At 68.4% G+C, this 12,319-nt stretch carries 10 protein-coding genes, 2 rRNA genes and 1 pseudogene (1 of these 13 cut by a window edge); 1 reads left to right on the forward strand and 12 read right to left on the reverse strand.

Features of this window, described 5'->3' with window-relative positions; genetic code table 11:
• Positions 1-102: 102 nt before the first annotated feature.
• On the forward strand, positions 103-534 hold the full coding sequence (locus DXZ73_RS09410; RefSeq protein WP_240351280.1) for a PRC-barrel domain-containing protein: 432 nt from the start codon (positions 103-105) through the stop codon (positions 532-534).
• On the opposite strand, the pseudogene DXZ73_RS09415 reads toward DXZ73_RS09410, so the two are convergent.
• The 12 genes and pseudogenes from DXZ73_RS09415 to DXZ73_RS09470 all read right to left on the reverse strand — a co-directional run.
• Positions 450-1,895 (reverse strand): annotated as a pseudogene (locus DXZ73_RS09415) (DNA polymerase IV); the annotation flags it as partial. The gene DXZ73_RS09410 and the pseudogene DXZ73_RS09415 sit on opposite strands and share 85 nt — an antisense overlap.
• A 78-nt stretch (positions 1,896-1,973) precedes the next feature.
• Complete coding sequence (locus DXZ73_RS09420) at positions 1,974-2,588, reverse strand: MerR family transcriptional regulator (protein WP_116210562.1); 615 nt, start codon at positions 2,586-2,588, stop codon at positions 1,974-1,976.
• Positions 2,589-2,766: 178 nt separating this feature from the next.
• A complete protein-coding gene (locus DXZ73_RS09425; protein ID WP_006123076.1) occupies positions 2,767-3,240 on the reverse strand; it encodes a bifunctional nuclease family protein in 474 nt (157 codons plus the stop codon).
• A 52-nt stretch (positions 3,241-3,292) separates the two neighbouring features.
• A complete protein-coding gene (locus DXZ73_RS09430; protein ID WP_116210563.1) occupies positions 3,293-4,066 on the reverse strand; it encodes a MerR family transcriptional regulator in 774 nt (257 codons plus the stop codon).
• A gap of 43 nt (positions 4,067-4,109) precedes the next feature.
• A complete protein-coding gene (locus DXZ73_RS09435) occupies positions 4,110-4,979 on the reverse strand; it encodes an FHA domain-containing protein (RefSeq protein ID WP_116210564.1) in 870 nt (289 codons plus the stop codon).
• A gap of 109 nt (positions 4,980-5,088) precedes the next feature.
• Positions 5,089-6,135, reverse strand: coding sequence for a DUF881 domain-containing protein (locus DXZ73_RS09440; RefSeq protein ID WP_240351281.1), 1,047 nt, complete (start codon positions 6,133-6,135; stop codon positions 5,089-5,091).
• A gap of 5 nt (positions 6,136-6,140) precedes the next feature.
• Positions 6,141-6,473 (reverse strand): small basic family protein, encoded by a 333-nt coding sequence (locus tag DXZ73_RS09445; RefSeq protein ID WP_116210565.1) that lies wholly within the window; start codon positions 6,471-6,473, stop codon positions 6,141-6,143.
• A complete protein-coding gene (locus tag DXZ73_RS09450; RefSeq protein WP_116210566.1) occupies positions 6,470-7,393 on the reverse strand; it encodes a DUF881 domain-containing protein in 924 nt (307 codons plus the stop codon). Before DXZ73_RS09450 ends, DXZ73_RS09445 begins: the two co-directional genes overlap by 4 nt.
• 102 nt (positions 7,394-7,495) lie before the next feature.
• The gene (locus tag DXZ73_RS09455; protein ID WP_116210567.1) at positions 7,496-9,991 is read right to left on the reverse strand and encodes a mannose-1-phosphate guanyltransferase; all 2,496 of its coding nucleotides are present in this window, start codon (positions 9,989-9,991) and stop codon (positions 7,496-7,498) included.
• A 104-nt stretch (positions 9,992-10,095) separates the two neighbouring features.
• The gene (locus DXZ73_RS09460) at positions 10,096-10,716 is read right to left on the reverse strand and encodes a CDP-alcohol phosphatidyltransferase family protein (protein WP_116210568.1); all 621 of its coding nucleotides are present in this window, start codon (positions 10,714-10,716) and stop codon (positions 10,096-10,098) included.
• A gap of 152 nt (positions 10,717-10,868) precedes the next feature.
• Positions 10,869-10,985, reverse strand: a 5S ribosomal RNA gene (rrf, locus tag DXZ73_RS09465).
• A gap of 73 nt (positions 10,986-11,058) precedes the next feature.
• Positions 11,059-12,319, reverse strand: a 23S ribosomal RNA gene (locus tag DXZ73_RS09470); it runs 1,863 nt beyond the window's last position.

Here is a 12,319-nt window from a genome sequence, read left to right on the forward strand (position 1 = left end):
GGGAGGGGATCCCTCGAGTGGCCGGTTCCCGCTTTGTGCCTTTTCGTAGTTGTCGGGAGGGTGTTCAAGGGCTTGCCGAGGCGGTCGGGGACGGCGTGAACCATGGGAGGAACGGTGCAGACCGATATCGACCCGCGGAGTCTCATCGGCCGCAAGGCGTTCGACCGCGACGGCGCGAAGATCGGCACCGTGGACGAGGTGTATCTCGACGACGAGACCGGCGAGCCCGAGTGGGCGGCCGTACGCACCGGGCTGTTCAGCCGCGACGCCTTCGTGCCCCTGGAGCCCAGCGAGGTCGTGGACGACACGCTGCGCGTCCCCTACGAACGCGCCCTGATCAAGGACGCCCCGGACTTCGGGGTCGGCCGGCACCTCTCCCCCGAGCAGGAGCTCCAGCTCTACCACCACTACGGCCTCGCGCTCCCCGCGACGGGCTCCCCGCCCGCGACGGATGCCGCGTCCGGCCCGGCCGGGACCCCGGCGCCCGAGCGGGCCGACGGGGGGCTCGGCACGGTCAACGGCTCGGGCGGCTGATCCCCGGCCCGTATCAGGGACAGGGGCTCGGCCGGTTCCAGCGCGGGGTCGTCGACGGCGAACGTGCGCACCCTCCCCGGCTCGGACCAGGGCTGCTCGAACCGGACGGTGACGCGGCCGACCCCACTGCCCTGGATCCAGCCCGCTCCGAACTCCGCGTGCCGGACGTCCAGCCCGGGCAGCCAGCGGCGCGGCCGCGCCCCGGCGGCCTCCGGGGTCTCCTCGGGCTCCTCCCCCTCGGCCCGGTGGACCTCCGCGGCGGCCGCTTCGGCGGCGGCCGCCGCCTCGCTCGCCGCCTGGGCGAAGAGATCCTCCTGGGTGTAGTCGGCGAGGCCCGTGACACCGACGCCCAGCAGCCGCACGCCCGCCGTGGTGTCCACGCCCTCCAGCAGCCGCCCTGCCGCCTCCCGCACCACGCTCAGGTCGTCGGTGGGCCCGCGCAGCGTCTCCGAGCGGGTCAGGGTGGAGAAGTCATAGCGGCGCACCTTGATCACGACCGTGCGCCCCGAGCGCCCGGCGGCCCGCAGCCGCTGCACACACCGGTCGGCGAGGCGGGCGAGCTCCAGCTGGACCCGGACGCGATCGGTCAGGTCCTCCTCGAAGGTGTCCTCCACCGACACGGACTTGGCGTCCCGCTCGGCGACGACGGGCCGGTCGTCATGGCCCGTGGCCAGGGCGTGGAGCCCCGCGCCGTGGGCCTTGCCGAGCAGCCGCACCAGCTCCGCCTCACCGGCCTCGCCGGTCTCCGCGACCGTCGTGATGCCCGCGCGGCGCAGCGTCTCGGCCGTGGCCGGGCCCACCCCGGGGATGACGCGGACGGACATGGGGCCCAGCAGCTCGGCCTCGGTGCCCGGCTCGATGAGGAACAGGCCGTCGGGCTTGGCCTGCTCCGAGGCGATCTTGGCGAGCATCTTGGACCCGGCGAGCCCCACCGAGCCGCTGAGACCCGTCGCCGCGCGGATGTCCCGCCGCAGCCGCTCGCCCACGGCCCGGACCGCATGCACGGAGGGCTCGACGCCGCCCGCCTCCAGGTCGACGAACGCCTCGTCGAGGCTGAGCGGCTCCACCAGCGGCGAGAGCTCGCCCAGCAGGCCCATGACCACCTCGCTCACCTCGCGGTAGAGCGTGAACCTCGGGGTGAGGTAGGCGGCGTTGGGACACAGCCGGCGCGCCTGGGCGGTGGCCATCGCCGAGTGGACGCCGAAGACGCGCGCCTCGTACGAAGCCGTGGCGACCACACCGCGCGGGCCGATCCCGCCGACCACCACGGGCTTCCCGCGCAGACTGGGCTTGGCCGCCTGCTCCGCCGAGGCGTAGAAGGCGTCCATGTCCAGGTGCAGGATCGTCGGTGCGGATCTCACACCACCGATGTTCCCGCACACCACTGACAATCGCGCTGACGTGCGACGGAGCGTCGGCGAGCGGGCCGCGCCCGGCCCTCAGACCGCGCGGTTGCGGCGCCTCGCCAGCTCGTCCGCGGGGTTGTGGCCGACGAGGGTCTCGCCCGTGTCCACACGCTCGCCGTGCAGCTGTGAGAGCACGTGCTCGATGTCGCGCCAGACGACGCCCACGGCGATCCCGAAGACGCCCTGGCCGCCCTGGAGCAGGTCGACGACCTCGTCGGGCGAGGTGCACTCGTAGACCGTGGCTCCGTCGCTCATCAGCGTCATCTGCGGGAGGTCGCCCACCCCGCGCGCCCGCAGGTGCTGCACGGCCGTGCGGATGTTCTGCAGGGAGACCCCCGCGTCCAGCAGCCGTTTCACGATCTTGAGGACGACCACGTCCCGGAAACTGTAGAGCCGCTGGCTCCCCGAGCCGTAGGCCGGTCGCACACTCGGCTCGACCAGGCCCGTACGCGCCCAGTAGTCGAGCTGTCGATAGGTGATACCCGCCGCGGCACACGCCGTCGGCCCCCGGTACCCGATCTTGTCGGTCTCCGGCCCCTGCGGTGCGCTGACCGCGGCCGGGACGGTATGACGGGAGGGCTGTTCGACCGTTCCCCCATACAGCGGATACGGACTGCCGACCGCTGTACCGTCGCCCATGCTTCTCACGCCGACCTCCGTCCTTGACCTGCCTTCTCGACGGTAGGCAGTCACCCGGGGCGCGTCAACGATCGCCACACTCGGCACGCCGAGTGATAATCACCCAGAGAGTGGTTTTACGTATCCGTGTGCCGGGAAAGGCTAATCGAATGCGCCGCGCCTGCCGCTCACAGGGCCGCCGTACGCCTCACTGGCTGTTGGTGCCGAAGTCCTCCGGCGAGATCTGGTCGAGGAACTCGCGGAACTTCTCGACCTCGTCCTCCTGCTCGTCCGGGATGGCGATCCCCGCGTCGTCCAGCACCCCGTCGCTGCCGTAGATCGGCGTACCGGTGCGCAGTGCCAGCGCTATGGCGTCGGACGGCCTGGCGCTGACCTCCACCCCGCTGGCGAAGACGAGCTCCGCGTAGAACACGCCTTCACGCAGATCCGTGATGCGGACCTCCGTGAGCTCCTGCCCCACCGCTTCCAGCACGTCCTTGAAAAGGTCATGGGTCAGCGGCCGGGCCGGTGCCATGCCCTGCTGGGCGAAGGCGATGGCCGTAGCCTCTCCCGGTCCGATCCAGATCGGGAGGTATCGATCGCCTCCCACTTCACGCAGGAGCACGATCGGCTGGTTGGAGGGCATTTCCACCCGGACACCCACGACATCGAGCTCGTTCACACAGCAACCCTAGGACGTGCCCGGCAGGTTTGGGTAGTCGGGCACTCGCCGGTCAGTGCGAACGCGCCCGCAGCGCGGCCTGCACGAGCGCCGCGTGCAGCCGTACGGAGAGCGCCGCGAGCTCCCGCGCGGTGGCCTCGGCGTGCGCCCTGGTCTGCGGGTTGCGGTGCCTGCGCAGCGGTGCGACCACTTGTTCGACCAGGCCGGCCTGACGGTCGGCGGCGGCCTTCATGACGCGAAGGTGCCGGGGCTCCAGGCCGAACCGCCCCAGGTCCGTCACCAGCTTCGCGACATTGACCGAATCAATGTCGAATCCGCCGTCCGAGTGGGCCACGACCAGGCCGTACGACTCCCACTCGGCCAGCTCGCTCTCCGTGACACCCGTGGCGCCCAGGAGCTCCTGCCTGCCGAGACGGGTGGCCGTGGGCCGCTCGAAGGCCGCCACGGCGACCTCGCCCGCACCCTGGGCCCCGTCCGCGGGGGCGTCGATACCGTGCACCTGACCGGCGACGGGCAGCTGCACGTGCTCGCCCCTGGCGAGCGCGTCGAGGTGCTCCCTGATGACCCGGAGCGGCAGATAGTGGTCGCGCTGCATGCGCAGCACATATCCCAGCCGCTCCACGTCCTCCGGGCTGAACTTCCGGTATCCGGACGGCGTGCGCTGAGGCTCGACCAGGCCCTCCGACTCCAGGAAACGGATCTTGGAGATCGTGACCTCGGGAAACTCCTCACGCAGCAGGTTGAGCACCGTGCCGATGCTCACCAGCCGCCCTTCGACACCGGCGGCACCGGATGACCCGGCGCCGCCTGACGGTGTTCGCAGCATGGCCCTTCCCTGGAGATACCCCCGGACGGAGACCGGAGGAGGGTCAGATCCCCCGCTGGCTGCCGTAGAAGACCAGACGGTACTTGCCGATCTGCACTTCGTCGCCGTTGGACAGCTCGACCGAGTCGATCCGCTCCCGGTTCACATAGGTGCCGTTGAGGCTGCCGACGTCGGCGACGGTGAAGCCGCCGTGCTGCCCGCGGCGGAATTCCACGTGCCGCCGCGAGACGGTGACGTCGTCCAGGAAGATGTCGCTCTGCGGGTGTCGGCCCGCGGTGGTCAGGTCGCCGTCCAGCAGGAACCGGCTGCCGGAGTTGGGCCCGCGGCGGACCACCAGCAGCGCCGAGCCCAGCGGAAGGGCGTCGACGGCCGCCTGGGCCTCGGGGGAGAGCGTCGGGATCGGCGTCTGACCGGTGGTCTCGGAGTCGTACGCCTCGAGACCGGAGATGGAGATGGTCGAGGTCGTCTCCGAGGCCCGCTCCGCCACGGCCCCGGGGCGCAGCGGCGCGCCGCAGTTGGAGCAGAACCGACTGGCCTCGGCATTGCGATGGCCACACCTCGTACACACCGGCAAGGCAAACCCTCCACCCGCACTTGAGGTCGCTGGTGCCCCGAAACCTATGCGTCCGGCCGCGGCAGGGTCAACAGCGGACGCGCCGGGCCCGCCCGGAACGTCTCCTCCGGGCGCGCCCACCTGGTCGCGGAACAGGGGGCGCCCCTCCTGGGCACCTTCCGCGCCTTCCGCGGGGCGCGACGCCCGGTGGCGGGCCGAGCCGCTGCCACCCTCCTGGCGTGCGCTCTTGCCGAACAACTTCGCAAACAACTTCACGGGCGATTCCCCTTGACCGAAACAGACCCGCCCGTGGGGCAGGACGAACCCTCGATGCACACACCGTCCGACCTGGACATCCATACAACGTCCGCGGTCAACAGACAGTTTCCACCACGCACCCTCGACTTGATGCGCCGACCCCCCGCAACCTCGTGGCCTCCGCTCGAAGCCCTCGGACCCGCCCGCCTCACTACGATGACGACCGAGCGTAGTCAGGCCGCTTCGCCGGGCGCAAGGCATCAACAATGATCTTCTCAGACCTGTTGACCGACACGCCTGCCTGCTCCTTCTCCAGGGTCTGCACGACACCACCGGGGATGTTCAGCGCCGGCTCCAGGTCCTGCGGCTTGCCGATCACCTTGAACCGATAGGGCTGCGAGACCTTTTTGCCGTCGATCTCCACCTTCCCCGCGGCACCCGAGAAATACGTATCGGCGGTCACCCGGACGTCATTGATCTGGATCGCCTCCGCGCCCGCGGCCCGCAGCTCCTGGATGGTGTCCAGCAGCTTGTCCGGTTCGACCGACCCCTTGGGGTCGCTCACCGTGAGCTCGATGCCGGGCCCCTGCGCCGCGACCGTGCCCGCGAGCACGGCGAGCTGCTGCTCCTTCTGCGCGGTCTGCTTACGGGCCTCGGCGGCCTGGTTGGAGCTGCTCTCCAGCTCCGTCCGCTGGCTCTCCAGCCGCCGCTTCTCGTCCTCCAGGCGTTTGGTGCGATTGTCCAGCTCGTCCAGGATCCGTACGAGATCCTCCTGCCGGGCGCCGCGCAGGGCGCTGTTGTCGCTCGTCGAACGGACCTGAATGGCCAGACCGAGGCCGAGCACGCAGAGCAGCACGGCGACCGTGAGCTGGGCCCGCGTCAGCCGGGGCGGCCAGAGGCCGTTCAGCAGTCGTTGACGCCCGGTCAACGGCTTGGCCTCGGCCGCACCTTCCGGCGACGGCGACGGAGCCTCGGGCCCGGAGGGGGGCGCAGGCTCGGGCTCGGGCGGGCTCACGGGCTCGGGCTCGGGCGCTGTCGCCTCGTCCGGCTTCTCGTCCTTCCGGCCCTCGCCGGTGTCCACGGGCTCGGCGGAAGCGGCGGCCTCGCCGGGCTCGTCCGCCGCCTTCTCGGGCTCAGCGGGCTTGCTGGACTTGCCGGGCTCACCGGGCTTGTCCGGCTCCGGTTTCGGCCCCGGCTCGCCGGCCTTCGCCGGGCCGTCGGCCGGTGTCGGCTCCTCGGGCGTGTCGTCGCTGCTCATCGGCCTCACGCCCGGAAGATATGCCGCCGGATGGCGGCCGCGTTGGAGAAGATGCGGATGCCCAGGACGACCACGACACCGGTGGACAGCTGCGCGCCGACCCCGAGCTTGTCGCCCAGGAAGACGATCAGTGCGGCCACCACCACATTGGACAGGAAGGAGACGACGAAGACCTTGTCGTCGAAAATCCCGTCCAGCATCGCCCGGAGGCCGCCGAACACCGCGTCGAGAGCCGCCACGACGGCGATGGGAAGGTAGGGCTCGACCACCGTCGGCACCACGGGTCGGACCACGAGGCCCACCACGACTCCCACGACGAGGCCCAATACGGCGATCACGATGTGCCCTTCCCTGTGTCGGTGCCGCGCTCTGCCACGGCACCCTCCTGCGGCTTCGCTGTTCGTACGATCAGGCTCGGCGCGGCCGGAAGCCGTACCTCGCTCTGAGCGGAAATGCTGGTGCGGATCCCGTAGTTCTGCTGCAAGGCGCGCAGATAGAGCCCGTCGGCGCTGTTCTGGAACGCAGTGCTCAGGCGCTCCCCGTCACCGATCGCCAGCACCGTGTACGGCGGCACCAGCGGCTTGTTGTCGACCAGTATGGCGTCGCCGGCGGCCCTGATCGCGGACAGCGCCGTCAGCCGCTGCCCGTTCACCGCGACCGCCTCGGCGCCCGACTGCCACAGGCCGTTGACGATGCGTTGCATGTCCCGGTCGCGCACCCGGCCCGTGTCGGAGAAACCGTTGCTCTCCCTGGGACCATTGCCACTGCTCTGCTTGGTCTGCTTGGCGTCGTCCACGACCAGCTTGACCCCTGGCCCCTGCACGGCGGTGGCACCCGCGAGCAGGGCCACCAAGTCGGTCTTGTCCCCGCCGTGTTTCTGCAGGACGTCGCGCTGCTTGTTGCCGACCGCGTTCCGCAGGGTGTCGACGTTCTTCTGGAGCTCGTCGGCGTCCGAGGACTCCCTGTTGATGCGGTCGATGAGCTGCTGCCGCTCCTTGGCCAGCGTCGGTGCCGATATCCGCGCCTGCGCCGCCCCGAGCGTCACCACCACGGCGGCGAGCAGCAGGGCCGCTGCGAGCCCCAACTTGGCGCGCAGCCTGGTCGGCAGCCCCTCTCCGCCCTCCGCCTCCCGCCGGGCCGCGGCCTCGGCGTACCCCTCGTCGAGGCTGTGGTGCATCGCATTGGTCAGCAGCGACATGGAGGCATCGGGGCGCGGGGACGGCGGTGCCGTCCTCCGAACGGGGGGCTGCTGCGACATGCCGCACATCGTCGCACGTCGGGGGCGCCGTCTCCCAATGGCCCCACCGGCGTGCCGGATCCGGGAACAAGGAGACGGCGCCCGGACGGCGGCGCCCGCAGCTCAGCGCCCGGCGCCGTCCACGACCGCCGACCACTCGTCGAGCAGCGCCTGCGCCGAGGCGTCGTCAGGACCCTCCGCCCAGAGGTGCGTCACGGCCTCCGCGGGGTCGGGGAGGACCATCACCCAGCGGCCGTCGGCCTCGACCACCCGTACACCGTCGGTCGTGTCCACCGACCGGTCACCGGCCGCCTCCACCACATGACGCATCACCAGCCCCTTGACCGCCCACGGGGTCGCGAGGTCGCGACGGAGGACATGGGCCCGGGGAATCCTGGCGTCTATCTGGCTGAGCGTGAGCTGAGTGCGCGCCACCATCCCGATCAGGCGTACGAACGCGGCCGTGCCGTCGAAGACGCTGCTGGACTCCGGCACGATGAACCCGCCCCGCCCGTCACCGCCGAAGATGGTGGTCTCCGCGCGGCCGACCCGGGTCAGGTCGTCGGGCGAGGTCGTCGTCCACTCCACCTGCGTGCCGTGGTACGCGGCCACTTGCTCGGCGATCCGGGTCGTGGTCACGGGGAGGGCCACCTTCCCGCTGCGCCGCTCGGCGGCCACCAGGTCGAGGAGGACCAGCAGCGCCCGGTCGTCCTCCACGATGCGCCCGCGCTCGTCGACGAGGGAGATCCGCTCCCCGACCGGGTCGAACCGGACGCCGAAGGCGGCCCGCGCCGACGCGACGATCTCCCCCAGCCGCACCAGTCCGGCGCGGCGGGCGTCGGCCGTCTCGGTCGGGCGGGATTCGTCGAGTCCGAGGTTGATGGTGAACGCGTCCACGCCGAGCCGGCCGAGCAGGCTGGGCAGCACAAGCCCCGCGCTGCCGTTCGCCGCGTCGACCACGACCTTCAGCCCGGCCTCGGCGACCCCACTGGTGTCCACGGACCTCAGCAACGACCCCGCGTAGGAGTCATAGACGCTGGACGGGAACGACAGGTCGCCGATCTCGCCGGGGAAAGCGCGCCGGTACTCCTGGCGGGCGTAGACCCGGTCGAGCTTGCGCTGTCCCGCCTGGGAGAGGTCGGCGCCGCGCTCGTCGAAGAACATGATGTCCACGGAGTCCGGCACGCCCGGCGACGTACGGATCATGATGCCGCCGGCGCTGCCCCGTGCGGTCTGCTGGCGTGCGACGGGCAGCGGTACGTTCTCCAGGTCCCGCACGTCTATGGCGCTGGCCTGCAGTGCGGAGATCACCGCGCGTTTGAGCGCCCGCGCGCCGCGGGAGTGGTCCCGCGCAGTGGTGACCGTCGACCCCTTCTTGAGCGTGGTGGCGTACGCGCCGGCGAGCCGGACCGCGAGCTCGGGGGTGATCTCGACATTGAGGATGCCGGAGACCCCGCGCGCGCCGAAGAGGTGGGCCTGGCCGCGGGACTCCCAGATGACCGAGGTGTTGACGAACGCGCCCGCCTCGATGGTCTTGAAGGGGTAGACCCGGACGTTGCCCTGAATAATCGATTCCTCGCCGATGAGGCACTCGTCGCCGATCACGGCGCCGTCCTCGATGCGGGCCGCGCGCATGATGTCGGTGTTCTTGCCGATCACGCAGCCGCGGAGATTGCTCTGCTGGCCGATGTAGACGTTGTCGTGGATGACGGCCTTGTGGAGGAAGGCCCCGCTCTTGACGACCACGTTGGAGCCCACGACGGTGTGCTCGCGGATCTCGGCGCCCGCCTCGACCTTGGCGTAGTCGCCGATGTAGAGCGGACCGCGCAGGACGGCGTCGGGGTGGACCTCGGCGCCCTCGGCCACCCAGACGCCCGGTGAGATCTCGAAACCGTCTATGTCGACGTCGACTCTGCCTTCGAGGACGTCGGCCTGGGCCTTGCCGTAGCTCTCATGGGTGCCGACGTCCTCCCAGTAGCCCTCGGCGATATAGCCGTAGATCGGCTTGCCTTCCTTCATCAGCTGCGGGAAGACATCGCCCGACCAGTCGACCGGGACATCGGCCTCGACATAGTCGAAGACCTCCGGCTCCATGACGTAGATGCCGGTGTTCACGGTGTCGGAGAAGACCTGGCCCCAGGTGGGCTTTTCCAGGAAGCGCTCGACCTTGCCGTTCTCGTCGACGATGGTGATGCCGAATTCCAGGGGGTTGGGCACCCGGGTGAGACAGACGGTGACCAGAGCGCCCTTCGCCTTGTGGAAACGGATCAGGTCGGTCAGGTCGAAATCGGTGAGGGCGTCCCCGGAGATCACCAGAAAGGCATCGTCCTTGAGTGCCTCCTCGGCGTTCTTCACGCTGCCCGCGGTGCCGAGTGGCTTTTCCTCATTGGCATAGGTGAGCTCCATGCCCAGCTCCTCGCCGTCCCCGAAGTAGTTCTTGACGAGGGAGGCGAGGAACTGCACGGTCACCACGGTCTCGGTGAGCCCGTGCCGCTTGAGCAACCGCAGCACATGCTCCATGATCGGCCGGTTGGCCACCGGCAGGAGCGGCTTGGGCATGCTCGAGGTCATGGGGCGAAGCCGGGTGCCTTCGCCACCGGCCATCACGACGGCCTTCATGTCGGAAGCGTCCTCCTTGAGAGACGACGGTCATCCCGACTGCACGCGCCCGGGCCGGCCTGCGTATCGCACATACGGCATCCGGCCCCGCTGGGGCTCTGGAACTACGGCGAGGTCAGTCGGGCCTGTCGGTCCGTCTTGACGAGTCGGCGGACCTGAACCACATAGAGGATTCCTGCCCACCAATAGAGGGTTGTACCCCATCCGGCGAACGCCCATCCGAAAATCGCCGCGAGTGAGCGCAACCAGCCCTCACCCTCACTGAGAAGCAGCAACGGGAACGCGTACATCAGATTGAACGTGGCGGCCTTGCCGAGGAAGTTGACCTGTGGCGGCGGATAGCCGTGGCGGCGCAGAATCCACACCATGACCAGCAGCATCGCTTCACGCGCCAGGAGGGCGGCGGTCAGCCAGAGCGGAAGGATCTCGCGCCAGGTGAGGCCGACAAGTGTGGAAAGGATGTAGAGCCGGTCGGCGGCGGGGTCGAGGAGCCGGCCGAGGCTGCTGATCTGATTCCAGCGCCGGGCGAGCTTTCCGTCGAGGTAATCACTGATCCCGCTCAGCGCGAGCACCAGCAGCGCCCATCCGTCACTGCGCGGGCCGCCGAACTCCGGCCGGAGGATCAGCCACAGGAAGAGGGGGACGCCGACGAGGCGTGCCATGCTGAGGATGTTCGGGATGGTGAGCACGCGGTCGGTCTGTACGCGCGTCTCCTGGACCTCCACCCGGGGGCCTCCTGTGGGGATATGTACCAACGATGCCCCATGACCCTACCCGGAGTCGCGGTCGGCTCATGCAGAGGGGTCGTTGGACCGGCCATGAACGCAAAAATGCCTCAGGCCCCGGGTCTATGACCCAGGGCCTGAGGCTAAAAATTGTTCGGCGGCGTCCTACTCTCCCACACGGTCCCCCATGCAGTACCATCGGCGCTGAAAGGCTTAGCTTCCGGGTTCGGAATGTAACCGGGCGTTTCCCTAACGCTATGACCACCGAAACTCTATGAAATTAACCAACCGGATAGCAACACGGTCGTTACTTCAGAACCTACACAGTGGACGCGAGCAACTGAGGACAAGCCCTCGGCCTATTAGTACCAGTCAGCTCCAACCGTTACCGGTCTTCCACACCTGGCCTATCAACCCAGTCGTCTACTGGGAGCCTTAACCCCTCAAAGGGGGTGGGAATACTCATCTCGAAGCAGGCTTCCCGCTTAGATGCTTTCAGCGGTTATCCCTCCCGAACGTAGCCAACCAGCCATGCCCTTGGCAGGACAACTGGCACACCAGAGGTTCGTCCGTCCCGGTCCTCTCGTACTAGGGACAGCCCTTCTCAATATTCCTACGCGCACAGCGGATAGGGACCGAACTGTCTCACGACGTTCTAAACCCAGCTCGCGTACCGCTTTAATGGGCGAACAGCCCAACCCTTGGGACCGACTCCAGCCCCAGGATGCGACGAGCCGACATCGAGGTGCCAAACCATCCCGTCGATATGGACTCTTGGGGAAGATCAGCCTGTTATCCCCGGGGTACCTTTTATCCGTTGAGCGACGGCGCTTCCACAAGCCACCGCCGGATCACTAGTCCCGACTTTCGTCCCTGCTCGACCCGTCGGTCTCACAGTCAAGCTCCCTTGTGCACTTACACTCAACACCTGATTGCCAACCAGGCTGAGGGAACCTTTGGGCGCCTCCGTTACTCTTTAGGAGGCAACCGCCCCAGTTAAACTACCCACCAGACACTGTCCCTGATCCGGATCACGGACCCAGGTTAGACATCCAGCACGACCAGAGTGGTATTTCAACGACGACTCCACGAACACTGGCGTGCCCGCTTCACAGTCTCCCACCTATCCTACACAAGCCGAACCGAACACCAATATCAAGCTATAGTAAAGGTCCCGGGGTCTTTCCGTCCTGCTGCGCGAAACGAGCATCTTTACTCGTAGTGCAATTTCACCGGGCCTATGGTTGAGACAGTCGAGAAGTCGTTACGCCATTCGTGCAGGTCGGAACTTACCCGACAAGGAATTTCGCTACCTTAGGATGGTTATAGTTACCACCGCCGTTTACTGGCGCTTAAGTTCTCAGCTTCGCCCCACCGAAATGGAGCTAACCGGTCCCCTTAACGTTCCAGCACCGGGCAGGCGTCAGTCCGTATACATCGCCTTACGGCTTCGCACGGACCTGTGTTTTTAGTAAACAGTCGCTTCTCGCTGGTCTCTGCGGCCACCCCCAGCTCAGAGTGCAAGACTCATCACCGGAAATGGCCCCCCTTCTCCCGAAGTTACGGGGGCATTTTGCCGAGTTCCTTAACCATAGTTCACCCG

Source organism: Streptoverticillium olivoreticuli subsp. olivoreticuli (genome assembly GCF_003391135.1).
GTDB classification, from domain to species: domain Bacteria; phylum Actinomycetota; class Actinomycetes; order Streptomycetales; family Streptomycetaceae; genus Streptomyces; species Streptomyces blastmyceticus.